The sequence below is a fragment of the Nocardia brasiliensis ATCC 700358 genome (genome assembly GCF_000250675.2).
Taxonomy (GTDB): Bacteria; Actinomycetota; Actinomycetes; order Mycobacteriales; family Mycobacteriaceae; genus Nocardia; species Nocardia brasiliensis_B.
Genome location: NC_018681.1, coordinates 1,645,992 through 1,670,496 on the forward strand (window position 1 = coordinate 1,645,992; position 24,505 = coordinate 1,670,496).

The 24,505-nt window shown below is 68.1% G+C and carries 24 protein-coding genes; 10 read left to right on the forward strand and 14 right to left on the reverse strand.

All coding sequences use genetic code 11. The features are described from left to right. Positions 1–23: 23 nt before the first annotated feature. Positions 24–668: a TetR/AcrR family transcriptional regulator gene (locus O3I_RS07325; RefSeq protein WP_014982263.1), complete on the reverse strand. Its 645-nt coding sequence runs from the start codon at positions 666–668 to the stop codon at positions 24–26. Between the two features lie 52 nt (positions 669–720). Then, positions 721–1,191: a hypothetical protein gene (locus O3I_RS42445; protein ID WP_014982264.1), complete on the reverse strand. Its 471-nt coding sequence runs from the start codon at positions 1,189–1,191 to the stop codon at positions 721–723. 178 nt (positions 1,192–1,369) lie between these two features. Here O3I_RS42445 and O3I_RS07335 point away from each other — a divergent pair, with 178 nt between their 5' ends. Then, positions 1,370–2,785: a cytochrome P450 gene (locus tag O3I_RS07335; protein ID WP_014982265.1), complete on the forward strand. Its 1,416-nt coding sequence runs from the start codon at positions 1,370–1,372 to the stop codon at positions 2,783–2,785. A gap of 4 nt (positions 2,786–2,789) precedes the next feature. On the opposite strand, the gene O3I_RS07340 is transcribed toward O3I_RS07335, so the two are convergent. Beyond that, entirely contained in the window at positions 2,790–3,248 is a 459-nt protein-coding gene (locus O3I_RS07340; protein WP_081593910.1) for a hypothetical protein, read from the reverse strand. 288 nt (positions 3,249–3,536) lie between these two features. On the opposite strand from O3I_RS07340, the gene O3I_RS07345 reads away from it, so the two are divergent. Then, entirely contained in the window at positions 3,537–4,508 is a 972-nt protein-coding gene (locus O3I_RS07345) for a G1 family glutamic endopeptidase (protein ID WP_141691690.1), read from the forward strand. A gap of 46 nt (positions 4,509–4,554) precedes the next feature. Here the strand turns inward: O3I_RS07345 and O3I_RS07350 are convergent, their stop codons facing one another. Beyond that, positions 4,555–5,028, reverse strand: coding sequence for an NUDIX hydrolase (locus O3I_RS07350; RefSeq protein ID WP_014982268.1), 474 nt, complete (start codon positions 5,026–5,028; stop codon positions 4,555–4,557). A gap of 236 nt (positions 5,029–5,264) precedes the next feature. Between O3I_RS07350 and O3I_RS07355 the strand changes: the two genes are divergently transcribed. The 3 genes from O3I_RS07355 to O3I_RS07365 all read left to right on the forward strand — a co-directional run bounded on the left by O3I_RS07355 (position 5,265) and on the right by O3I_RS07365 (position 7,560). Then, a complete protein-coding gene (locus O3I_RS07355) occupies positions 5,265–5,804 on the forward strand; it encodes a C40 family peptidase (RefSeq protein ID WP_014982269.1) in 540 nt (179 codons plus the stop codon). Positions 5,805–6,048: 244 nt separating this feature from the next. After that, positions 6,049–6,606, forward strand: coding sequence for a TerD family protein (locus tag O3I_RS07360; RefSeq protein WP_014982270.1), 558 nt, complete (start codon positions 6,049–6,051; stop codon positions 6,604–6,606). Positions 6,607–6,633: 27 nt separating this feature from the next. Continuing rightward, positions 6,634–7,560 (forward strand): carbon-nitrogen hydrolase family protein, encoded by a 927-nt coding sequence (locus tag O3I_RS07365; protein ID WP_014982271.1) that lies wholly within the window; start codon positions 6,634–6,636, stop codon positions 7,558–7,560. Positions 7,561–7,573: 13 nt separating this feature from the next. Here the strand turns inward: O3I_RS07365 and O3I_RS07370 are convergent, their stop codons facing one another. The 5 genes from O3I_RS07370 to O3I_RS07390 all read right to left on the reverse strand — a co-directional run bounded on the left by O3I_RS07370 (position 7,574) and on the right by O3I_RS07390 (position 12,979). Continuing rightward, positions 7,574–8,287 (reverse strand): S1 family peptidase, encoded by a 714-nt coding sequence (locus tag O3I_RS07370; protein ID WP_041563486.1) that lies wholly within the window; start codon positions 8,285–8,287, stop codon positions 7,574–7,576. A gap of 107 nt (positions 8,288–8,394) precedes the next feature. Then, positions 8,395–9,291, reverse strand: coding sequence for an alpha/beta fold hydrolase (locus O3I_RS07375; RefSeq protein WP_014982273.1), 897 nt, complete (start codon positions 9,289–9,291; stop codon positions 8,395–8,397). A 70-nt stretch (positions 9,292–9,361) separates the two neighbouring features. Next, positions 9,362–10,234: a GNAT family N-acetyltransferase gene (locus O3I_RS07380; RefSeq protein WP_014982274.1), complete on the reverse strand. Its 873-nt coding sequence runs from the start codon at positions 10,232–10,234 to the stop codon at positions 9,362–9,364. Positions 10,235–10,286: 52 nt separating this feature from the next. Next, entirely contained in the window at positions 10,287–12,341 is a 2,055-nt protein-coding gene (locus O3I_RS07385) for a M3 family metallopeptidase (protein WP_014982275.1), read from the reverse strand. Positions 12,342–12,367: 26 nt separating this feature from the next. Continuing rightward, positions 12,368–12,979 (reverse strand): TetR/AcrR family transcriptional regulator, encoded by a 612-nt coding sequence (locus tag O3I_RS07390; protein WP_202804917.1) that lies wholly within the window; start codon positions 12,977–12,979, stop codon positions 12,368–12,370. Between the two features lie 80 nt (positions 12,980–13,059). Between O3I_RS07390 and O3I_RS07395 the strand changes: the two genes are divergently transcribed. Further along, a complete protein-coding gene (locus O3I_RS07395; RefSeq protein ID WP_051066503.1) occupies positions 13,060–14,019 on the forward strand; it encodes an alpha/beta fold hydrolase in 960 nt (319 codons plus the stop codon). A gap of 10 nt (positions 14,020–14,029) precedes the next feature. Here O3I_RS07395 and O3I_RS07400 read toward each other — a convergent pair whose 3' ends face one another. The 5 genes from O3I_RS07400 to O3I_RS07420 form a co-directional block, all read right to left on the reverse strand. Beyond that, positions 14,030–15,229, reverse strand: a complete 1,200-nt coding sequence (locus tag O3I_RS07400; RefSeq protein ID WP_014982278.1) for a cation:proton antiporter — start codon at positions 15,227–15,229, stop codon at positions 14,030–14,032. A 4-nt stretch (positions 15,230–15,233) separates the two neighbouring features. Beyond that, complete coding sequence (locus tag O3I_RS07405) at positions 15,234–15,716, reverse strand: cation:proton antiporter regulatory subunit (protein ID WP_041562470.1); 483 nt, start codon at positions 15,714–15,716, stop codon at positions 15,234–15,236. Between the two features lie 90 nt (positions 15,717–15,806). After that, positions 15,807–16,205: a hypothetical protein gene (locus O3I_RS07410; protein WP_014982280.1), complete on the reverse strand. Its 399-nt coding sequence runs from the start codon at positions 16,203–16,205 to the stop codon at positions 15,807–15,809. 68 nt (positions 16,206–16,273) lie between these two features. Next, positions 16,274–18,439 (reverse strand): membrane protein, encoded by a 2,166-nt coding sequence (locus tag O3I_RS07415; protein WP_014982281.1) that lies wholly within the window; start codon positions 18,437–18,439, stop codon positions 16,274–16,276. A 129-nt stretch (positions 18,440–18,568) separates the two neighbouring features. Further along, positions 18,569–20,227 (reverse strand): lytic transglycosylase domain-containing protein, encoded by a 1,659-nt coding sequence (locus tag O3I_RS07420; protein ID WP_014982282.1) that lies wholly within the window; start codon positions 20,225–20,227, stop codon positions 18,569–18,571. 464 nt (positions 20,228–20,691) lie between these two features. Between O3I_RS07420 and O3I_RS07425 the strand changes: the two genes are divergently transcribed. The 4 genes from O3I_RS07425 to O3I_RS07440 all read left to right on the forward strand — a co-directional run bounded on the left by O3I_RS07425 (position 20,692) and on the right by O3I_RS07440 (position 24,494). Further along, on the forward strand, positions 20,692–22,278 hold the full coding sequence (locus tag O3I_RS07425; protein WP_014982283.1) for a beta-N-acetylhexosaminidase: 1,587 nt from the start codon (positions 20,692–20,694) through the stop codon (positions 22,276–22,278). A gap of 24 nt (positions 22,279–22,302) precedes the next feature. After that, complete coding sequence (locus tag O3I_RS07430) at positions 22,303–23,448, forward strand: hypothetical protein (RefSeq protein ID WP_041562472.1); 1,146 nt, start codon at positions 22,303–22,305, stop codon at positions 23,446–23,448. A gap of 171 nt (positions 23,449–23,619) precedes the next feature. Next, on the forward strand, positions 23,620–24,078 hold the full coding sequence (locus tag O3I_RS07435; RefSeq protein WP_014982285.1) for a helix-turn-helix transcriptional regulator: 459 nt from the start codon (positions 23,620–23,622) through the stop codon (positions 24,076–24,078). 5 nt (positions 24,079–24,083) lie between these two features. After that, complete coding sequence (locus O3I_RS07440; protein ID WP_014982286.1) at positions 24,084–24,494, forward strand: VOC family protein; 411 nt, start codon at positions 24,084–24,086, stop codon at positions 24,492–24,494. Positions 24,495–24,505: the final 11 nt, after the last annotated feature.

The window sequence follows — 24,505 nt, forward strand, 5'->3', positions numbered from 1 at the left end:
GCGTTGTCAGCCCCGGCCCCGGCTCAGGACTCCGGCAGCAGCGCAGGGTCGGTGCACCACGCCCGCAGGCGCGACAGGACCGCGGCGCGCGACTGCGCGAACGCGGACTCGAAATCCAGCAGGCGCGAACGCGGGACCGCGCCGGAGCCGAGGGCGTCGAGTTCGAACGCGAGCACGCCCGGGTCGGTCTCCGGCCGGAGTTCGCCGGACTCGACCGCGTCGCGAATTATCGACTGCACGAACATATCCCATTCGCGGGCCAGTTCGGCCAGGCGGTCGTGCACCGACCCGGGCCGATCGTCGAACTCGGCTTGGATGGCCACGAAGAAGCAGCCGCCGGGCAGTTTCTTGTCGGTATAGAACTGCAGCCGCGCTTCGTGTAGCGCCCACAATTGCCGCACGCCGGCTGGTGCGCGCAAAGCCGGCTGCACCACCAGTTCCGCCCATTGCCGCCGGGCGCGCTCGATGGCCGCCAGTTGCAGTTCTTCTTTGTCTCGCCAGAGGGAGAACAGCCCGGATTTGCTCACGCCCGCCGCGGCGGCGACGTGACCCATGCTCAATCCGTCCAATCCCTCGACGGAGGCCAGTGCTACGACGGCGTCCAAGACGACGGTCCGTGCGCGATCGCCGCGGGCCCGGCGGCCGTCGCTCGGAGTGCTTTGCGCCATCGGCCCAGTTTATCGCGATACGTCCGACCGATCGGTCGGAGGCGCGGCGGGCTCAGCTGGGCAGCGGAATTATGGTGGCGCACACCGCGTCCCGCAGCTGCCGCGGCCCCGTGTTCGGCGGAATGTCGTACCAGAGATCCATTTCCAGGCGATTGCCCGCGCCGAGGGTGAGCTCGGTCGGCTGTCGTTTGATCGCCATCGCGTCCACGCTCGGCGGATGGGCCGCGTCCGCGGTGTCGTCGAGCTGGTAGTCGGCCGGCCGTGTGGTGTGAAAAGTGTTGTCGGTGTTGACGATAGCCACCCTGATGCGGATGAACTGGCCCTTGGGCAGCCATTCGGCGTGCGTGCCGAGGATGTAGCCGATGCCCGGTTCGACGGTCGACGCGGTGACGGTCAGTTTCGCGCAATCCTGCGGGGTGCGGACGTATGCGGTGGGGGCGGGCGGTGGTGGTGGCGCGACGGGCGGCGCATCGGTGCCGCAGGCGGTGGGCAGGAGGAGCAAGAGCAGGAGCAGTCGACGCACGCGCTCGAGCGTAGAAGCAAAAGCCCCGCGACCATTGACATTCGGCGCGACCGGTCACAAACTGGTGGCATGTGCGGACAATGGTGTCATGCGACACCAATTGGTAGGGAGCCTCGGTCCGCGCGACTCGGCGACGCGGCCCGCGACGGTCCTGTCGTCTGTTCGAACAGGAGACCTGATGGCTACCACCACGTCCGCGCCACAGCCGGCGACCTCGGCCCGCACCGGCACGCTCACCGCGACGATCGAGGCGCTGACCATCGGCCTGGACTACGAAGGCGGGATGATCGGCCGGACGAAGGGGCACGACATCCTTCGATTCCGTGCGGGCACAAGGCGTTTCGTCGCCTTCACGCACCCCGACTACGTGGACCACGTGCTGCACGCCGGCAGGTTGAAGTACCACAAGTCCTTCGAATACGAGATCCTGCGGGCGCTGCTCGGGGTCAGCCTGTTCACCGACGAGGACGAGTCCTGGCAGCGCCACCGGACGATGCTCACGCCGATGTTCGCCAAACGGCACCTGCACGGGCTGATCGACCTGATGCTCGAACCGATCGAGGCGAGCGTGAACCGGCTCGACGCGCAGCCCGGCCGGGTCGAGGTCGACATGGTCGGCGAGATGGTCGAACTCACCCTCAACGTCGTCGGCAACGCGCTGTTCGGTCAGCAGTTCGGCCGGATCGCGGTGGGCATGTCGCCGCTGGTCACCGACGGTCTGCGGTTCGCCGAGCGATTGGAGCGGCTGTTCATCGTGGCGGCGCCGCCCAAACAGGCTTGGCGCGCGGTCGCCTGGGTGGCGCTGACGCCGATTCCGTTGCCGCCGCCGTTCCGTCGCATCCAGCGGATCGCGCGGACGCTCGACCGAGAGGTCTGGCAGGTCGTCGACGATCGCCGCGCGCATCCCACCGACAGCCCGGATCTGCTCAATCACCTGCTGCACGCCGCCGACGAACAGGGCAGCCTGCCGGTGCGCCGGGTCCGCGACGAAGCGCTCACCTTCATGCTGGCCGGCCACGAGACCACGGCGAACGCATTGTCCTGGATGTGGTACCTGCTCGCGCTGAACCCCACGGCCAGAACGCGTTTGCTCGACGAGGTCGATTCGGTGCTGTGCGGGCGTCGTCCGACGGCCGCTGATCTGGCTCGATTGCCTTGGACAGCAGCCTGTTTCCAAGAGGCGATGCGCTATTTCTCACCGGCATGGGCGATTCCGCGGGTGGCGATCGAGGACGACGTGATCGACGGGCATCACATCCGCAAGGGCACCACCGTCGTGATCCCCACCCATCACATCCACCACGACGAGCGGTGGTGGCCGAACCCCGAGGAGTTCGATCCGGCGCGCTTCCTGCCGGGCGCGGGCCGTGAGCGGGCGCGCTCGGCCTACCTGCCCTTCGGTGGTGGTAAGCGCATCTGTATCGGTTCGAGTTTCGCCGTGATGGAGTCGGTGTTGATCACCGCGGCGCTGAGTCAGCGCTTCGTCTTCGATCTGGTGCCCGGGCATCCGGTCGCGCCGGAGGCCACGTTGACGCTGCGGCCGCGGCACGGTGTCCGAATGATCGCCCGGCGCAGGGATATTCCGGTCGGCTGAGCCCTCAGTACCAGTGGTTCGCCTGCCAGAAGTCCCAGGCGGCGATCGGGCTGCCGTAACGCTTGTTCATGTAGTCGTAGGTCCAGCGGATCTGGGTGACCGGGTTGAACTGCCAGTCCGGACCGTGGGTGCCCATCTTTTCTGGCGGCAACGCCTGGCCGAGACCGTAGGCGCCGCTTTCCGGATTCATCGCGAAAACGTTCCAGCCGCTTTCGCGGGTGATGATGTTGTCGAATGCCCAGAAATGGTGCGGCGGCACCATGGTCATCGCCAAGGCTTTCACCGCGGCGCGCGGCATCGAGAGGACCGAACCGGCCGGATGTAATTGGCCGCCTTTCGAGGGGGTCGCACAGATCGCCGGCGCGTCGGCGGCAGCGCAGTCGGTGGCCACGGCGTGCGCCGGGGCCATACCTAGGAAAAGCGCACATACGACTGCTGCGAGGGTGGGAATGACGTACCGCATCGTCGGTCCTTTCGCCTTCAATGGTTGAAGCTCGAAGCCCGTGCTGCGAATTCAGCAAATCACTGGTGATCGACGCGGTGGCGCAGCCACTCCGGAGTGTCCGGGTATCGAATGGGAAATTTCGGGCGCGTCGCCCACCGTCGACGCGCTGGCGACACGCCGGTCCGGGTACTCGTCGGGGAACCAGGTCAGCTCCGTTCGCGCTCCGGCGAAACCCGCTTCGACCTGCCAAAAGACTGCCGCGCGGCAGCGCGCGACAGTGATGTCTATGGGCTATTGTCCCTGTTCATGATGAGTAGCCCGGGTCGGACGCGAATTCGAAGCCGTCTCACCGCCTCGGTGGTGGGGGCGATCGTCGCGGCGTTGCTCTCGCCGCCGGTGGCCTCGGCGGACCGGGCACCGGCGCCTGCCTCGCCGACCTCGGTGCCCGCCGCACCGGACGAACCGCCGGGCGGCTCGCCGTCGCGCATTCGCGGCACGAACTGGGCCGGGTACGTGGTGACGGGCAGCTTCAAGAGCGTGTCCGCCGAATGGGTCGAGCCGGAGGTGTCGTGCACCGACACCGGGGTCATCCAGCGGGTCGTGCCGTGGGTCGGCCTGAACGGGACCGTGGTCGACGGCAAGCAGGCCCTGCCGCTCATGCAGACCGGCGCCGAGGCCATCTGCGTCAGCGTGGCGGGTGCGATCGCCTCGCTGCCCGGCTTGGCCATCGTCAACCTGGCCAGCGCGACCATCGCGAACAATCCCACCTGGTTCCGCAACGCGGTCCGGGCCGCCGAGGGCGTGAACACGCAGCTCGGGCAGGCAGCGGTGGGCGCGTGCCAGACCGTGGGCAGCGGTTCGGCGCCCGGCGCGGCGGTCTGTGCGCAGCAGACGTATCGGATGGCCCTGTGGGAGGCATATCCGGCGAACCCGGTGATCTATCCCGACGTGACCATGGCCCCCGGCGACAAGATGCAGGCCTCGGTGACCTTCGACGGTTCGGCCTACACGATGACCGTCGCGAACGTGACCCAGAATTGGTCGCGGACGACCGTCGCGCATTCCACCGCCCCCGCGCAGACCGCGGAAATCATTGTCGAGGGCCAGCTCAACAGCGCCCTGCCGGATTTCAGCCCGATCAATTTCACCAACGTGAAGATCGATGGCAAGCCGCTCTCGGCGTTCGAGCCGGTGAGTTATTCCATCGGTGCGACCAACGGTGAGCTCAGTCCCGGCCCGATCGCCAAGAGCGGTACCGCGTTCACCATCGCGCGCTAGCGCGGCACGGATTGCGCCCCGCCCCGGCTCGCCGGGGCGGGGTTTTTCACGGTGCCGGTTCGAACCAGGCCGGGCCGTCGGACAGCGCGTGCGCCAGGCGCAGCGATTCGTGCTCGGGCAATTCCGGTAGCGCCGCGAGCTCGAACCAGCCGACCTCGAGTGATTCGTCGTCGTTGACCTGTGCCGTGCCGCCGACCGCCCGGCAGCGCATCGTGATGTCCATGAACTGGCAGATATCGCCGTTCGGGTAGGTGTGCGGCGGCATCGCGCGCACCGCGACCAGGCGCTCGGCGACGCAGTGCACGGCCGTCTCCTCGTAGACCTCGCGGACCGCGCACGCGGCCGGATCTTCGCCGGGCTCGGGCATACCCGCGATGATCGCCCACCGTCCGCTGTCGGCGCGTCGCCCCAGCAGTACCCGGCCCTGGTCGTCGAACACCACCGCGCTCACCCCGGGCAACCAGAGCAGCTGGGTGCCCGCGTCGGCACGGATGGTTCGGATGAAGTCAGGAGTCGCCATGGCACGACAGTAGGGCAGGTCAGGCGGGAGATTGCGATGAGATTTTCCTGTGATTGCGCAGAGATCTGTTCGGTAATTGATTCGTTATAGGTCGCGTGTCGGGCTTGGCGTTTTATCCGAAGAAGTGGAATATGGCATTCGGATCCGATGGAATCACAAACACCAGGTGTTCTCGAAATCCATTCAGGGCCGGTGGTTCTCCCGCCGGTCGTCGACGGAGATCGGAGGAACGCACGATGAAATCCATCGATATCGCGCGAGTCGAGCGGGGCGGACGCCGCCTTGTGGTGACCGTGCTGATCGCCACCGCCGCCGTGGGTTCGCTGTTCGGCGCCGCCGCGCCGGCGCAGGCCAGGCCGCAGTCCGGCGAGGCCGGTGCGGTCGAGGAGCCTGCCGAGAACAAGCTCGCGGCGGGGCACGGGATCGCGCCGAGCGCGATCGCGGAACGCGCTTTCGCCGCCGCATGGACCAAACTCGGTTCGCCCTACCGCTGGGGCGGCACCGGACCCGACGCCTTCGATTGCTCCGGCCTGGTGGTGTGGGCCTACCGTCTGGCCGGTCGCGAAGTACCGCGCACCAGTGGCGATCAACTTGCCGCAGGCACCCCGGTCGCGCAGGCCGACCTGCGCCTCGGCGACCTCGTATCCTTCAACGGCGGTGGACATTCCGGGCTCTACGCGGGCGACGGCAACGTCATTCACGCCGGCACCGAGAGCACCGGCGTCACGATCGCGCCGATCTCCTCCATGCCCTTCGCCGGAGCACGGCGCTTCTGATTCGAGACTGGTCGTTCTGTGATTGAAGGCGGCACACCGGGGTATGTCGCCGTTGGCGGGCCGCTTCGGCGGTCGGACAGGTTGATTCCTGACCTCGTCAACGGCGACGAGCCGCTCAACGGCGAGCGGGCAATTCGGGGACGCACCGGTCCGGACGACGACGGGGTTCGCTGGGTAGATATCGAGATAGATCGGCGTTGCGGTAGTTGGTTGCCGTGGTCGCCCCTGCGAAAGGGGACACCCGGTGTCCATAGCTCTGGTCGACTCCGCGGGCCTGCCGCTGGAGCACGTCGGCGTCGCACTGGGGTGGGATCCCGCCGAGGTCTGGGTCGACGTAGACGGCTCGGTAACCGCGGACAGCAGAATCGACGTGAATTCGGCCGCGCTGGTGTTCAGCGCAGATGTGTTGGTGGACACCGTTTATCACGAGCAGCTCGCCTCGCGTGACGGCGCGATCGCGCACAGCGGGGACGATCCGACGGGGGCCGGCGCGGGCGACAACGAGGTGATCACCGTGGACCTGACGTTGGTCGCGCCGCAGGTGACCACCGTGCTGTTTGTCGCGACGTCCTACTCCGGACAGAGTTTCGCCCGTATCGAGAACGCGTATTGCCGTGTGCTGGACACCACCTCGGGCGTCGAAATCACCCGCTACCTGTTGAGCGGCGGGCAGCACACCGGCTTGGTGATCGGCAAACTCGTTCGGACCCAACAGTGTTGGTATTACGTCGGAATCGGCGCGGGCATCTACGCGAACCACTTGGCCGACGCGGTACCGCAGGTCGTCGCGTACCTGCGCTAGTCCCATACGCCATTTACCATCGGGGATATGCGGATTGCTGCGGCGCAGGCCCGCCCGGCCTGGCTCGACCCGACGGCGGGCACGAAGATCGTGGTGGACTGGCTGACCAAGGCCGCGGCGGCGGGTGCGGAGCTGGTGGCTTTTCCGGAGACGTTCTTGTCCGGCTATCCGATCTGGCTGGCTCGGACCGGCGGCGCACGCTTCGACAATCCGGCCCAAAAGGCCGCTTATGCCTATTATTTGGATGCCGCCGTGACCCTGGACGGCCCGCAGCTGAGTACGGTGCGTGCGGCCGCCGGCGATCTGGGCCTGTTCTGCTACCTCGGCATCACCGAGCGCGTCCGCGGCACCGTGTACTGCACGCTGGTCGGTATCGACCCGGACCGCGGCATCGTGAGCGCGCACCGCAAACTGATGCCGACCCACGAGGAGCGGATGGTCTGGGGCATCGGCGACGGAAATGGCCTGCGCGCACACGATTTCGGTGGGTTCCGGGTCAGCGGCCTGTCCTGCTGGGAGAACTGGATGCCGCAGGCGCGGCACGCACTCTACGCCGACGGGACCACCCTGCACGTCTCCACCTGGCCCGGCTCGATTCGCAACACCAAGGACATCACCCGCTTCATCGCGCTGGAGGGCCGGGTGTACTCCCTGGCGGTCGGCGCCGTCCTCGACTACTCCGACGTGCCCACCGATTTCCCCCTGTACGAGGAACTTTCGGCCCTGGACAAACCGGCGGGCTACGACGGCGGCTCAGCCGTCGCCGCCCCCGACGGCACCTGGCTGGTAGAGCCGGTCGTCGGCACCGAACACCTGATCCTCGCCGACCTGGACCCCACCGAAGTTGCGAAGGAACGCCAAAACTTCGACCCCACCGGCCACTACGCCCGACCCGACATCTTCTCCGTCACCGTGAACCGCCACCGCCGCACCCCCGCCGACTTCGTCGACTAGCGCGGCCCGCCGCTCAGACCGGCTGATACCCGGCACCGATGTCGTTGCGCGCGTTCAGGTCGGCCATGATGGCGCTGATCGTGGTCCCGACCTCGGGCCCGAAGCAGCCGACGGCGAAATAGGCGTTGACCATGCCGACGAGCGTGCTGCCGAGGACGACAGGCGCGCCGGAATCGCCACGCAGGACACACATTTGGGTCCAGGTTTCGGTGCTGGTCGCCCGGAGGTCACCCCAGGTGACCCCGCAGCTGGTGCCGCTGGTGGAACCGCGTTTGCACACGATCGCCGGGAATTGCGCGGGCGCGCCGAGTTCGGTGATGGTGGTGCCGCCGATGCGGTTCACCGGGGTGACGCGGCGCGGGTCGAATTCGATGACCGCGTAATCGAGGGCGGGATCGGAATAGACGAACCGGCCGACCACGCCGAAGTCTGGATCGGCGTCGGACACGACGGTCCCGCCGGCCTTCCCGCAATGTCCGGCGGTCAGCCCGACCAGCCGGTCCGCGGAGTCACGCCCGATGGTCGTCAACGTGCACACCGCGCGTCCGTCGACGACGATGCCGGAGCCGCCGCCGATCGCCGGGCCGGAGTTCGCGGCGGCGGTCGAATCGGCCGGGGCGAACGCCGAATCGGGGTGTGCGGCAGCGGGTGCGGCCTGGGCGGCAGCGGGTGCAGCGCCGAGTACGGCTGCGGCGGCGAGCGCGAGGGCGGTTCGGGTCACGAGCAGGACTCCTCTTGGTCGGACTTCCGGCGCCGTATCACCGGGTGTTCGCGGCATTCCCGGGTCGACCGATTCCAAACAGAGTATGGCGCAGCCGAATTCGGCCGCCGCGCTCAGGGGCGGATGATCGGGTGTTCGCGGCTGATGTCGATGCCGAGCAGCCGGCGCGCCGCGGTGGCGTAGGCTTCGGGGTCCTCGAGCTGCGGATAGTGGCCCAGGCCAGGCAATTCGATCACCGGTGCGGAGGCGCGCAGTGCGCGTAACCCGTTGAGGACCGCGAGCGTCGCGACCGGATCCGCGGTGCCCCAGAGCAAGCCGATCGGTTTGCCCCAGGCGCGGATCGCGCCGTGCCAGCGTTCGGCGTGCGTCACTCGTTCGTCGAGATAGGCGGTCAGCAGGTGGGCGATCCGGTGGCCGTCGGCGTGCGCGAGCAGTTCCCATTGCGCGGCTGCCTCGCGTTCGGTCAGCGGATGGGCTTTGGAGAACACCGCGCCGAACTCTCGGGTGAACATCGTCCGGTTCGCCAGGCGGGCCGCGATCGGCCCGAGCTTGCCGCGCAGGATCTTCTGAATCGGCCGCAGCGTCGCCTTTTCCAGAATGATGCTGCCGTTGCCGAGCACGGCCCGCTCCAGGGGGAAGGGGAGCGTGCCGTCGAGGTCTCTGGCGATCAGCTCGGTGGCGACGGAGGTGCCCATGTCGTGCGCGAGCAGCACGACCGGGCCCGGGTCGAGCGCGGCGACCACGTCTTCGACGGTATCGGCGTGCTCGAACAGGCTGTAGCCGTGCGGCCGGGGTTTCTCCGAGAGCCCGAAGCCGAGGAAGTCGAGGGCCAGCCAGCCACGCCCGCCGAGCCGGTCGACCACGCCGCGGAAGTCGAACGAACTGGACGGGTATCCGTGCAGCAGAAGGACGGTCGGTCCGTCACCGGGCGCGGATCGGACGAACACCGAGCCCGCTCGGGTACGCACCTGTTGCCCGCCGTCGCGCCATATGTGGACCAGATTCGGCATCACAAACGCGACATTACGGCCTATCCGCCCATCGCGGGGCCACTCCGGTACCGAGACGTACTGCGGGCACTCAGAGGAACGCGCCGTTGATGAGATAGGGCCTCGGCTCGGCCATTCCCCGCAGCGCCAGATAGCCCTCCTGGAACAGGTCGAGGCGGGCCGCGAGCCCGACATCGATCGCCCATTCGTTGGCCGTGGTGATCGAGTTGACCATGATCGCGCCCGGTGCGGTGGCGAGCGCCTCCCACAACAGCTTTCGGGCGATGTCCGGATGCGCGGCGGCCAGGAGTTTCGTGTTGCCGTGCGCGTCGAGGTAGACGTAGCCGGGTTCGGCGCGCGAGACGACGAGCCGGTTGGCGCCCAGCAGGTAGCCGTGATCGGGACCGTGCCCCACGCCGCGCACCTGCTGGTCGAGTCGATCCATCCAGTCGAAGTCGTCGGTGGTGCCCTCTGCCAGCCCGGTTACGACAGGTAGCGCCGATCGGTCGACCGTGCCGATCATGCGCATCTGCGGGTGCAGCGAGAATCCGGCCAGCCGGTAGCGCCGGGTCGCGCCCGGGTGCCCGGATGCCGAAATCATCCCCGCGCGATCGCCCGCGTGCGCGAGCACCGCGTCCATCAGCCGTTTGCCGATGCCGGTGCCCTGCTGGTCCGGCAGCACCGCGTACGACGCCAGATACCAGAGCTGATCGCGATTCTGCGACACCGCGAGGCCGACCACCTCGTCATCACGCGTGGCGACCCAGCAGCCCGCCGGGTCCGCGGTCAGGAAATAGCGCAGCCGATCCGACCACTGCTTCGCCTCGGCCTCCGATCGCGGTTCCGGTTCCGGCTCGTTGACTCGCCGATAGTGCCGGTCCACTTCGAGAAATCCGAGGGCGGAAGCACGTTCCGCCCCCGGCACGTCCGTCGTGCGCATGAGCCTGACCGCAACGGAGTCCATGGCGGTCACGCTACCGATCGGCGGAAAACGGGGACACCGAATTTCCGTGCGCTCAGTCGGTGAGCCCCCGCCGGACCAGCAGCGGCTCGATCTCCGGCGCCCGACCGCGCACCGCCGCGAAGGCGGCCATCGGATCGACCGAGCCGCCGCGCGCGAGCAATTCGCGCCGGAACACCTCGCCCTTGTCGCGGATGGTGGCCGCGCCGTCGGTGAACCATTCGACCGTGTCCGCGTCCAGGACCTCGCTCCAGATGTAGGAGTAGTAGCCCGCCGCGTAACCGCCGGAGAAGATGTGCGCGAAATACGCTGTGCGGTACCGCGGCGGAATCGTCGCCATGGCCAAGCCCACCCGTTGCAAGGCCGCCGCTTCGAACGCCTCGGCGTCGGTGCCCGCCAGCGCGTCGGCGTCCGGCACCCGATGCCACGCCCAATCCAGCAGTGCCGCACCGAGGTACTCCACGGTGCGGAAGCCCGTGCCGAAACGCTCGGCTGCCGCCATCCGCTCGATCAGGGCCGCAGGCATCGGCTCGCCGGTCTCGATGTGCCGCGCGTAGTTCGCCAGGATCTCCGGCCTGGCCATCCACATCTCGTTGACCTGGGACGGGAATTCCACGAAATCCCGGGGCACCTCGGTACCCGCGAAGAACGGGTAGCGCACATCGGAGAACAGACCGTGCAGCGCGTGCCCGAACTCGTGGAACAGCGTCCGGACGTTGTCCCAGGTCAGCAGGGCGGGCTCGCCGCTGGGCGGTTTCGCGATGTTGAGGTTGTTGACCACGACGGGGCGCTGGTCGAGCAGGTGTGACTGGCTGACCAGCTCGTTCATCCACGCGCCGCCGCGCTTCGAGGGCCGGGCGAAGAAGTCGCCGAGGAACAACCCGAGCGGGGCACCGTCGGCGTCGAAGACCTCGAAGATCCGCACCTCCGGGTGGTAGCCGACGAGATCCTCGCGTTCGACAAGGGTTATCCCGTATGCCTTTTCGGCGGCGAAGAAGACGCCGTCGCGCAGCACCCGGTTCAGTTCGAAGTACGGGCGCAGCGCCTCGCCGTCGACCGAGAACTGTTCGGCCCGGACCTTTTCCGACCAGAACTGCCAATCCCACGAGTGGAGTTCGTCGTTCGGCGGCGCACCGTTCGCCGCGCGCATCGTCGCGGCCAGCGCGGCGGCCTCGCGTTCGGCGTTGGCGACCGCGGGCGGCACCAGCTTCGCGAGCATCTCTTCCACCGCCGCAACGGTTTTCGCGGTTTGATCGGCCACCGCGTAGGCGGCGTGATCCGGGTAGCCGAGCAGCGCGGCCCGCTCGGCGCGCAGGGCGGCGATCCGGACGGCGAGCGCGTGATTCGGCTCGTCCGCGCCGAATCCGCGGCCCAGTGAGGCCGTCATCACGCGGTGCCGGACGTCGCGGTTCTCCAGTTCGGCGAGCACGGGCTGATTGGAGACGTTCTGCAGGCGCAGCGCCCATGCGCCCGCGTGGCCGAGCGCCTGGGCGTGCTCGGCGGCGGCGGTGACGGCGGCGGGGGCGAGCCCGGCCAGTTCCTCGGTGCGGTCGAGCACCAGTGCGGCGGCGTTCGTCGAGGCGAGGATGTTCTGCCCGAATTCGGTTGCGGCGGTGGCCAGCTCGCTGTTCAGCTCGCGCAGCCGTGCTTGCTCGGTCGGGCCGAGGCGAGCGCCGGCCCGGACGAACCGGGTGTGGTACTCGGTCAGTAGCCGGGATTCCTCGGCGGTCAGATCGAGTTCGGCCGCGCGCTCGTGCAGCGATTCGACCCGTGCGAAGAGGGCCGGATCGAGATAGATGGCGTCCCGGTGTGCGGCCAGGCGCGGTGAGATCTCGGCTTCGATCGCGTCGGTGCCGGGGGTGGAATCCGAGGCGGTGATATCGAAGAAGACGTTGGTCACCCGGGTCAGCAAACTGCCGGAACGCTCCAGTGCCACAACGGTATCGGCGAAGGTGGGCACCGTGTCGAGGGCCGTGACGGCGGCGATCTCCGCGAGCTGCTCGGCCATGCCGCGGTCGAACGCGGGCAGGTAGTGCTCCTCGCGGATGAGGGCGAACGGAGGCAACTGGTAGGGCAGCGTGCTGCGCTCGAAGAACGGGTTGCTCGTCATGGGAAAACTCTATGCCGCCGCGCGCACTACCTGGCTTCGCCGGCGGCGGGCCTACCGGTGGCGACGCCGCCGAGAAAGGTGCGGATGGCATTGTCGGCGATCACGTGCTTGGGCACATTCGCCTGCTGGGCCGTGGTGGCGGCGACGTAGAGGTGCGCGTTGAAGATGCCTTCGACCCATTCGGTGGGCAGGTCCGGATCGAGTGCGCCATCGGCTTGCGCGGCGGCGATCAGGGCGCGCAGCGATGCGTCGCTGGTATCGCCCCAGTGCGGATTGCCGGTGAAGCGACCGGGATCGGTGAAGAGGAAGACCACGTGGTCGGCGACTTCGACGAAGGAGCGCAGCAGGTAGATGAGGTGGTCCAGGGGCGAGCGGGTGCCGTCGTTCGCGGCGCGGGCGATCGTGTCGATGGTCTGCAACGCGTCGAGGAGGACGGCGTCGACGAGATCCTGGCGCTCGGGGAAGTAGCGGTGCAGCGTGCTGCGGGACACCTTGGCGCGTTCGGCGATATCGCTCAGTGCGGCGGTGAAATCGCGCGCCCAGACCGTGAGGGCCGCGCTCATGATGGCGGTCCGGGTGCGGGTGCGCGGGCCGCTCGACGCTGTCGATCGCGCGTCTGCCGTCCCGCTCCTGACCATGGCGGAACAGTAGCATCCAGATCGGCGAGATGAGACATAAGGTGTTGTTAATGAGACATCGATGTCCTATTTTGATAGTCATGCGACGTAAAAGGATCCTGATGTTCGCGGGTGCGACGGTCTCGCTCAGCTTGCTGGCCTGGCTCGCGCTGCGCGACACCGCCCCGGTCGGCCACTTCACCTCGGCCGCGGGCCGGGATCAGTTCTTCACCGCGTATGACCGGGCGATGCGTGACCTGCCCACGCCGAACGCGACCTTGGATCTGCGCACCGACTACGGCGTGGTCCGGATGTACCGCTTCGACGGGGCGAACCCGTCCGAACCGCCGCTCGTGCTGCTGCCCGGCCATTCCGCGTCCTCGCCGATGTGGGCCGCCAACCTGCCGTCACTGCGGAAGCTGCGCACCGTCTACACCGTCGACCTGCTCGGCGAGCCGGGCGCGAGCATCCAGGACCGGCCGATCGACAGTCAGCGCGACCAAGCCCGCTGGCTGCATCAGGCCTTGGCGGGACTGCCCGAGCCGAGGGTGTACCTGTTCGGGGTCTCGATCGGCGGGTGGACCGCGACGAATCTCGCGATCCACCAGCCGGAGAAGATCGCCGGGGTGATCGCGCTGGATCCGGCGATGACCTTCGCGTCCATGCCGATCGAGACGATCCTGCGTTCGATTCCCGCCTCCGTGCGCTGGTTCCCGAAGAGCTGGCGCGACTCCTTCAACAGCTGGACCGCCGGCGGTGCGCCGGTCGAGGATGTCGCGGTCGCCGACCTCATCGAGTCGGGTATGCGGCACTACGCCAGGAAACTGCCGGCGCCCGAGCAGTTCACCGACGACCGATTGCGCAGTCTGACGATGCCGTTCCTGGTCATCCTCGCGGGCCGGTCGGTCATCCACGACGCCGCCGCGGCGGCGCGGCAAGCCGAGGCCACGCTGAGCAACGCGACGGTGCGCCGCTACGACCAGGCCAGCCACGCGATCAACGGCGAATACCCGGACGAGATCGCTGCCGACACCGCCGCGTTCCTCGACGCGCACCGGTGATCCGGCGCGGCTACTCGGCCGCGAGATCGGCCTGCGGTCGTGGCGGCCGGATGATGAAGCGCCGCACCACCGGCTCGACGATGCGCGCGCCGATGGGTCCGAGGATCGCCATCAGCAGCACGTAAGTGGTGGCCAGGGCGGCGAATTCGGCGGGCAGCGCGCCGGCGGCCACGGCCAGGCCGGCGATGACGATGGAGAACTCACCGCGGGCGACGAGCGCGGTCCCGGCGCGGGCGCGGCCGAGGGTGGTGGCACCGGCCCGCTTGGCGGCCCACCAGCCGGTGGCGATCTTCGTCGCGGTCGTCACCACCGCGAGCAGCACGGCCCAGCCGAGCACCGGCGGAATGCTCGCCGGGTCGGTGGACAGGCCGAAGAGTACGAAGAACATCGCGGCGAACAGGTCGCGCAGGGGTTCGAGAATCTTCGTCGCGCTGTGCGCGGTGGAATCCGAGATGGCGATGCCGAGCAGGAACGCGCCGACCGCCGCGGACACCTGCACCGCCGAGGCGATGCCCGCCACCAGCAGCGCCGCGCCGAGCAGCTTGAGCAGGAACACTTCCCGGTCGTCACTGGCGACGACGGCGGAGACGTACTTCCCGTAGCGCAGCGCGATGACGAGCACGATGGTGACCGCGATGAGCGCGATGCCGAGCGTCTTCAGGCCCGCGAGCAGGCCGACGCCCGCCAGTACCGCCGTGAGCACCGGCAGATACGCGGCCATCGCGAGATCTTCGAACACCAGGATCGACAGGATCACCGGTGTCTCCCGGTTGCCGAGGCGGCCGAGGTCGTTCAACACCTTCGCGACGATGCCCGAGGACGAGATATAGGTGACCCCGGCCATCGCGATCGCTCCGGTCAAGCCCAGGCCGAGGCCGAGGGCGACGATCACCCCGGGGGTGGCGTTGAGCGCGATATCGAGCAGTCCGGCCGGCCAGGATCTGCGCATCCCGGTCACCAGCTCGGCGGCCGTGTACTCCAATCCGAGCAGCAGCAACAGCAGCACGACGCCGATCTCGCTGGCGAGATGGATGAATTCGTCCACCTGATGCAACTCGACCAGACCGCCGGTGCCGAACACCAGCCCGCCGAGCAGGTACAGCGGAATCGGCGACAGGCCGATCCGGGCCGCGATCCGGCCGAGCACGCCGAGCCCGAAGAAGACTGCGCCCAGCTGGATGAGCGCCATTGCGGTTCCCTCGATCACCATCGGCTCACCCGTCCGTCAGGATCTCGGCGGCGGCGTCGAGGCCCTCGTCGGTGCCGACGACGACGAGCAGGTCGCCCGCGGTGAACGTGAAATCCGGTCCGGGGGAGGGCTGCACCTGACCGGCGCGCATCACGGCGACGGTGGAAGCTGTTGTCCGGCTGCGCATCTCGGTCTCGCCGAGGGTGCGTCCGTCGTAGGGGGAGCCGCCGATGATCGGCATCGTCCTGGTCTGCACCCCGGCCATGCCGCGGTGTTCCTTCAGCAGTTGCGACACCAGTTGCGGGGCACCGAGCAGGTTGGCGAGGACGCCCGCTTCCTTGGCGGTCAGCGGTATCTGGACGGTGGTCTCCGGATCGCCGAGTTTGGTGTAGATCAGGTCGATGGTGCCGTCACGGTGTTCGACGACGCCGATGCGACGGCCCAATTTCGTCAGCGGAAACTCTTTTCGCACACCGATTCCCGGCAGCGATGTCACCTCTATGTTCACTGCAAACCCCATCCGATCCTGACCGGTACCTTACCTTTTCTTTACCTTTGGTACCAAACGGGACGACGGGGGCGGGCCGCTTCCGCGGATTCACTCGGCGGCGGGCACCGCGGTCTCGTGCACCGAGCGCCACAGATAGCCGTGGTCGGCGACGAACAGGATGGCGGTGACCAAACGGCGGGTGCGCAACCCGGCCATGCTGTTCTCCGCGACGAAGCGGACGGTGACGATCTTGCCGCTGTGCGCGAGTTCCTCGAAGTCGGTGACCTCGATTTCCAGGCCGGGCTGGCTGTTCTTCGCCGACCACACACCGGCGAGCAGAGTGTCCCGGTCGACCACCTGGCCGACCGTGGTCACCGCGGAGAACGTGTCGTGCAGCGCGTTGGCGAACCGGTCGAACACCTTGGGCGGTGCGTTCGAACTCATCCATTCGGCGAGATCGAAGTGCAGGGCGGCGACCACGTCGGCCAGGTGGGGATGTGCGGACATCAGCGGCGGATCTCGATCTCGGTAGCGCGGTCGGGTTCGCTCCGGAGATCATATCCAGCGCGGTCGCCCTACGTGTCGGCGCCGACCAGTGCGGTGGCCGGCTCTTGCACCGGCGTCTCCGGCGGGGTGTCCAGGTCGCGGCGACGCGAGCGGTAGTACTGGAGCACGCCGATCCCGGCGAGGCCGAGCAAAGCCGTCCCGATGCTGATCTGCCACCCCGGCGGGCGCCAGGTGATGGTCAGTTCGGCGTTGCGGGTGCCCGCCGGCAGGTCGGCGGCGAGGAAGGTCTTCGCGACGGCGGCGGTCGGAATCTCCTGGCCGTTCAAGGTGATCCGATACCCCGGCCAGGCGAGCCGGGCGAACACGACCCGGCCGCCGTTCGCGGAACTCACCGTGGCCCGGCTGGTGTAGTCACCGTCGGCGATCGAGGTGGCGCTGACGCCGGCCGCGGTGGCGGCGATCGCGCCGTTGCGCGCGGGCTGCGCACCGGGCACGCGTTCCAGGACCGAGATGTAGCGCTCGTGGCCCGGGTAGTCGACCCACCGCCAGCCGTTGGGCGCGGGCGAGTTACGCGCGTCCGGGTACTGGGCCCGGTGCAGCACAACGCGATCGACCTGCATCAGGTCGACGATCGTGGTGCCGGTGCTCGGTTCGGTCTCGAAGGCACGACGGAACGCGTCCGGGCAGGTGCTGCCGTCCCATGCCATGCACAGCACCCCGGCGAACGGCGCATGGCCGATCGGGGTGTACCCGTTGACGTAGCGGGACTGCAGATTCTTCGCGTAGTTGCCGATCGCGAGCGAACTGTACGCACCGGCGAGCGAGCGGTCCTGCGGGCCGAGCACCGCGCGGTCGGCGAGTTGCAGTGTGAGACCGTCGAAATCGGGGAAGGCCGCGGTCATCTCGGACCGCCGCTCGGGGAAGTTGTAGGACATCGGCGTCTCGGGTGCACTGCGCACCTGGGCATAAGCGATGGGGAACATCACGAAGATGGCCAGCGTGCACGCCAGTGCCGGTCCGCGGTTGCGCAGCAGCCACAGTGTCGCGGCGCCGACCGCGAGCACCACCGCGGCCGCGAGCAGATGCCGCAGCACCAGTGCGGGAGCCGCTGAGAACGAGCGCACGAACAGCAGCGCGACCAGCACGGCGGCGGCCGCGCCGCGCCGCCGCCAGGACGTGAAAGTGCCGTGGCGGCTGAGCAATACGCAGACCAGCACGAGCAGCGCGATGGCGAGCATGGGCAGCACGCGCGCGGGCCACCGCAGCGGGCCGACCGCGCCGGGCCCGGCCGTCCACATCAGCATGGCCGCGGCGAAGATCGCGATTCCACTGAAATCACGCGCGGAACGCGCCGCCGCGTGCCAGGCGATGAAGGCCAGCGCGGGAATCAGGAACCACGCGATGTAGACCATCGGCAACGGCTGCACATGCCCCCACCACGCGGTGAACGCGGGCGTCGTGCTCGGCAGGCTCGCGTTCAACGACTCCGACCAGGGCACGGTCAGGAACGGATCGTTGTGGATCTTGGCGTTACCCCGCCAGGTCACCTGCGAGGAGAGGATGCCGGGCAGATTGGCCGCCATGGCTGCCAGCGCGGCGCACCCCGCCGCCGCCATCAGCCGCAGCGACGGTCCCCATCGGCGCTGGTGGATGACCTCGCCGACCACGACGGCGGCGATCATCAGACCGGCTTCGACTGCGGGAAAGGCGTATTGGACGGTCAGGGTCAGGTACAGGAAGACGAAGACCGGGATCGGGCCGCTGCGTCCGCGCGCGTAGTACACCGCCGAGGCCCAGGCGTGCACGAGCCACGCGGTGGCGGTGTGCGAGGTCATCCAGCTCGCCTGGTCGAAGAACAGGAACCAGCCACTCAGGGGGAAGGCGATACCGGCCAGCGCCGCCCACGGGGCGTGCGCACCGTAGGCCCGGCAGATCCGGAACACGCCGAGCGCGGCGATGATCGAGAAGATCAGCTTCACCATCGTGGCGTACACGGCCAGGTTGTCCATCGAGGGCGCGAGCAGGTGCACCAGCAGCTGGGGCGGGTTGTAGAGGCCGGCTTCCTCCAGGGAGTAGTTGCCCGCCATCCATTCCCACGGCACCAGCGCGGGGAAGCGTCCCTCACGCAGGTGCGTGCCGAGGGCCACCCACATCGGCGCGTACTGCGCCTCGGTGTCGTCGGTGTAGTAGTGCCGAGCGTCGGCCAGCAGGACCGCCGCATACCCGGCGATCACTCCGACTACGGTTACCGCTCCCCAGATTCGCGTGTCTTTCCGCGACGCGTCCACCGCAGTTGCTCCCACGAGCGCCAGATCGTATTCGCACGGAGGGAACGGGGCAAGAATCCGGACAAAGACGGCCGTTTATCGGGAGGGCGGCAGCGTGGTGGTGGGTACCGGTTTGACCGGTGTCGGCGCGGGTTTCGCCGGCGTCGGCTTCGGTTCGGCGGTGGTCGGGGCCGGTGCGGGCGCGGCGGGCTGCTTGGTCGCGGGTGGCGCCGCAGGGGGCTGCACAGCCTGCGGCTGCTGCGCCGGTTGCGATTGCGCGGCCGGTGGTTGCTGCGGTGCGGGCGCGGACTGCTGCGCCGGCGGTGCTGCGGCCGGCGGTGGCGCTGCGGCCGATGCGGGTGGCGTCGCGGTCGAGGTCGGCGCGGGCCGCGCCGGGCTCGAACCCGGTGCCGTGGACGGTGTTCGCTGCGATCGCGGCTCGACGACGGTCGGCGCGGTGGTGGTGGGAGAGGTCGTCGGCGTGGTCGTGCGCGGCGTCGTCACCGGCGGCGGTGTGCTGGTGGTCGGCGCCGGGCTGGTGGTCGTGGCCGGCGCGGAGGTCTTCGGCGGCACCGTCGTGGTCGGCCGCTTGTTGTCCGGCAACCCGGGGATCGTCAGCGGCATCGACGGCGGCGGTCCGGGCAGGCGCAGCGGGCCGGGTTTGGGCGCCGGTGTGCCGGGCGCCGGTGGCGTGCAGAAGATCCCGCACGGGATCTGGCCGCGGCCGGGGACAGTGATCAGGACGTGGATCTGCAGCGTCAACGTGCCGTTGGGGGTCGCGGTACCGGTGGGCTCCACCGTGGTCGTCGGCGCGGGCGTGGTGGACGGCGTCTCGGTCGTCGTGGGCGCCGCCGGGTCGGCGGGTGGGTCGGCGGGTGGGTCGGCGGGCGGATCAGCGGGCGGGGCGAGCGCGGCCGGATCGTCCACCACCATGCTCGAGCCGGTGCCCTCGGGCATGCTGCCGTCGGGCATGCTGTCCGGCACGGTGGCCGAGATCTCCACCGGCGTCGCACCGCCGGTCTTGTAGGCGTTGGCCCAGCTCAGCACCAGCGTCGCATAGTCGCGGGAATTGTTGTAGCGCAACACCGCTCGCATCTCCTGCTGCGGATCGCGCAGATCCAGGCCACCCGAGCAGAGGTATTTGCCCGCGGCCAGCGTGGCATCGAAGACGTTGTTCGGGTCGGTGCTGCCGTCACCGTCACCGTCGGCGGCGTAGATCGCCCAGGTGCCCGGCAGGAACTGCATCGGGCCGACGGCGCGCACGAAACTGCCGTCGCTGGCCTTGATGATCTCGTTGCCGGGCAGGGTGCCGTCCAGCGCGGGGCCGAAGATGGTGCCCTTCGTGGTGCCCTTCTCGTCGATCCGCCCGTTGGCCGCGTGATTGGACTCCACCTTGCCGATACCGGCCAGCAGGTACCAGGGCAGGCCGCATTTGGGCATCGATGATTCCGCGGACAGTTCGGCGTTGCGGTAGGCGGCGAGCAGCGGCTCCGGAATGCCGCGGGTGCCGTCCTGCGGCACCTCGACGTCCTGCAGGTCCAGCGGGCCGTTGATCAGCGAATCACCCTCGGACAGTGGTGTTTCCGTCGACGAGTCACCGAGTTGTTCGGTGCCGGTGGGCGTGACGCTGACCGACTGGTCGGTGACCGGGTAGGTCTGGTCGGTGGATGTGGTCGCGGCCGCGAGCGTGCTGTCGGGTGCGTGCGCGGGCGGCGCGGTGTGCGCGGCCGAGCCGGTCATCAGCAACCCGGTCATTGCCAGCGCGGATACGGTAAATGGACCGGACATTCGCATCGGCACACCAATCTCTCGTACGTCTACAGCGCGGGCGGCGACTTGCGCGGCACCACCACGATTTCCGAAAGTTCGTCATCGACGCAAAGCACGCACGCGAATATCTACCGGGACATCCGCATTTCGCTGACCACCACAATTCACCCCGAAGGTGTCGACGGGTGTAATCGAGAAGTGTTATACGAGAGGATGTCTCAGTAGGCGCCGGTACTCCTGTCGTGCGGTTGGCGAACAAGCGGCGCAATCATGACACGAAATGCGCCGGATCGGATTCCCCAGTCCCACTGGGGAGGACGCCGAACACCTTCCGGCGCCTCGAATTACGGTCCGACCGGCAGGTATCCCCAGTTCTGCGGTCCCCAGTCGGAACTCGGGCGCTGACCCATACTGCTGTGTGCACCCTGCTGTTCATTCGGAGGTCCGCAATGCGGAAGTTGTTTTTCCCCTACGTTTTCGGCGCGGTAATCGCGCTCATCGCCCTTGTGCTACCCGGCCTGACCGCTACCGCCGCGGCGGATAAGCCGCCGGCTACCGAACGGGGCGTGACCGATATCGTGCCCGTCCCCGTTCAGGCTCGCCCGGACACCAAGGCGAATTTCAAGCTCGCTGCCGACAGCGTTATTCGCGCCGAACACCAGGCCAAGCCGGTCGCGGAATATCTGGCCGCATTGTTGCGGCCCGCCACCGGTTTTCGGTTGCCGGTGGTCGAGCGGCACGATCTGGCCAAGTCCGGGATCACCCTGCAACTCGGTGACGCCGGCCCGCGCGTGGGCGACCAGGGCTATCAGCTCTCGGTGACCAAACGCGGTGTCACGCTGCGGGCGAACACCACCGCGGGCCTGTTCGGCGGCGTGCAGTCGCTGCGCCAGCTCTTCCCCGCCTCGATCAACAAAACCACTGTCCAGAAACAGGATTGGATTGTTTCCGGTGGTGAAGTAGTCGATTACCCCCGGTTCGCGCACCGCGCGGCGATGCTCGATGTGGCCCGGCACTTCTTCAAGCCCGACCAGGTCAAGCGCTACATCGACCAGATCGCCCAGTACAAGATCAACACGCTGCACCTGCACCTGACCGATGATCAGGGCTGGCGGATCGAGATCAAGAGCTGGCCCAAGCTCGCCGAGATCGGCGGCCAGACCGCGGTGGGCGGTGACCCGGGTGGTTACTACACCCAGGAGCAGTACCGCGACATCGTCGCGTACGCGGCGTCCCGGCACATCACGGTGATCCCCGAGGTCGACATGCCCGGCCACACCAACGCCGCGCAGGCCTCCTACGGCGAATTGAACTGCGACGGAAAGCCGGTGCCGCCGCGCACCGATATCGAGGTCGGCTACAGCTCGCTGTGCATCGGCAAGCCGATCACCTACAAGTTCGTCGAGGACGTCATCCGCGAGCTCGCCGCCATGACCCCCGGCCCGTACCTGCACATCGGCGGCGACGAGGCGCACTCCACCTCGCCCGCGGACTACCAGACCTTCTACGACAAGGTCTCGCCGATGCTCGCCACCTACGACAAGAAGGCCATCGGCTGGCACAACATCGTCGTCACCAACCCGCCGACCTCGACCATCGCGCAGTACTGGGATCCGGCCAACACCAACGCCGATGTCGCCGCCGCGGCAGCCCGGGGCAACAAGGTCCTGATGTCGCCGGCCAACAAGTCGTACCTGGACATGAAGTACAACCCCAGCACCCCGCTCGGCCTGCACTGGGCCGGTTACGTCGAGGTGAAGGACGCCTACAACTGGGATCCGGCGACCTTCCTGCAGGGCGTCTCGGAGAAGCAGGTCATCGGCATCGAGGCCCCGCTGTGGTCGGAGACCCTGCGGACCAGCGCCGATATCGAGTTCATGGCCTTCCCGCGACTGGCGGGCGCGGCCGAGATCGGCTGGTCCCCGGCCGCGACGCACAACTGGGACAGCTACCGCGCGCGACTGGCCAAGCAGGGGCTGATCTGGGCCGCGCAGGGCATCAACTTCTACCGCTCGCCGCAGGTGGATTGGAAATAGCCGGATACCCGAAAGGAGTTCGAAGTGTCGCTTTACAGATCAGCTCTCGTCGCTTGCTTCGCCCTACTGTCCGCCTTGGGCACGGTCACCGTCCCGACCGCACTCGCCGAGTCACAGGCGCAGGCGCCCGCCGTGGACACCGACGGTGACGGACTGAGCGACGACTGGGAGACGAAAGGTTACGACGCCAACGGCGACGGGAAGATCGATGTGGATCTTCCTGCCATGGGCGCGGATCCGAGGCATAAGGATCTCTTCGTCGAGATGGACTACATGAACGGCCGGCTGCCGACCACCGCCGCGCTCGATCGGGTCGTCGCGGTGTTCGCCACCTCGCCGGTGACCAACCCCGACGGGCGCAACGGCATCAAGATCCACCTGGACGCGGGTAATGCCAGGGGCGCCGCCTACAACCTCGGCGGCGGCAACCAGGTGCCCTACGACAACAACCTGTCACCGGTGGACAGCCAGGTCGCGGCCATCAAGCGAACCAACTTCGCCGCCAACCGGTCGCGCATCTTCCACTACATGATCTGGGCCGACTCGTACGACAACGGGTGCAGCAGCGGTATCTCGCTGGGCATCCCGGCGGACACGTTCATCGTGGCGCTCGGCCCGAAGTGCAACTGGACGCCGGACGACAACGAGAACGTGGGCACGTTCATCCACGAACTGGGCCACAACCTGGGGCTCAAGCACGGCGGTGTGGACCACACCAACTACAAGCCGAACTACCTCAGCGTGATGAACTACAGCTTCCAGTTCGCCGGCGTGCCGAAGACCGACGGCACCTCCTACTTCGGCTACTCCAGCGTGAATCCGCCTGCGCTGGACGAAACCGCGCTGCAGGAGCGGCAGGGCATGGGCCCGGTGTCCGCGGGGTGGCGCACGGTCTACTTCTGCCCCGACGGCACCCGTAAGCGGACCGGCGCGGCCGATCAGCCGATCGACTGGAACTGCAACGGCTCCATCGCCTCCGGTTCGGTGCGCAGCAGCATCAACAACGACGGCAGCTACAACACTCTGCGGGCCCAGAACAATTGGGCGTCAGTGGTATTCGACGGCGGCAGCATCGGCACCGTCGGCCCCGAGTCGCGCAGGCTGCCCGAGCGTTCCCCCGACGAGATGACCAAGGAGCAGTACGACCAGATGAAGAACGTACGCGACTGACACTCGCAGACGTCCCGAATGGATTCCCGGTGCCGGGGCCCGCGCTGGCCCCGCACCGGGAATCGCCTTGTGTGCGCCGGCCATCGCATGGCCGAAAGACGCCATGGCAATGATTTGCTACGGCGCAACCCGCGCGGGTCGGTCCTAGGTCGGCCGCCCAGTCGATGTGCGATGATCACGCAGGTGAGCAGTACATCCGAGGCGGACCGCCTGCGTGATCTCGCTCGGTTGCGGCGAGTCCGCGATCGCATCGACCGGGAGTACGCGCAGCCGCTCGACGTCGAGGCGCTCGCCCGCGACGCGCACATGTCGGCCGGGCATCTCAGTCGCCAGTTCCGGATTGCCTACGGCGAGTCGCCGTACTCCTACCTGATGACGCGCCGGATCGAACGCGCGATGGCGCTGCTGCGCCGGGGCGACCTCAGCGTCACCGAGATCTGCTTCGCCGTCGGCTGCTCCTCGCTGGGCACCTTCAGCACGCGCTTCACCGAGTTGGTCGGCCTGTCGCCGAGCGCGTACCGGAAAGAACTCGCCGACCAGACCGCGGAGATGCCGACCTTCATCACCAAACAGGTCACCAGACCGATCAGGAATCGAGAAGCGCCGAGCCGCCGGGCGGATCTAGCGTGATTGCCATGGACATCAGCATTCTTTCCAGCTTTCTCCCGCAAGACGACCCGGAGGCCGCGATCGCGTTCTACCGCGACACGCTCGGCTTCGAGGTGCGTAAGGACGTCGGGTTCAACGGCATGCGGTGGATCACCGTCGGCCCGCCCGACCAGCCCGGCACCTCCATCGTGCTGCACCCGCCCGCCGCGGACCCCGGCATCACCGACGAGGAGCGCCGCGTCGTCACCGAGATGATGGCCAAGGGCACCTACGGCGCCGTGCTGCTGGCGACCAAGAACGTCGACGACACCTTCGAGAAGGTGCAGGCCGGCGACGCCGAGGTGGTGCAGGAGCCGACCGACCAGCCCTACGGCGTGCGCGACTGTGCCTTCCGCGATCCCGCGGGCAACTTGATCCGTATTCAGGAAGTGCGCTGAGCGATTCGGCG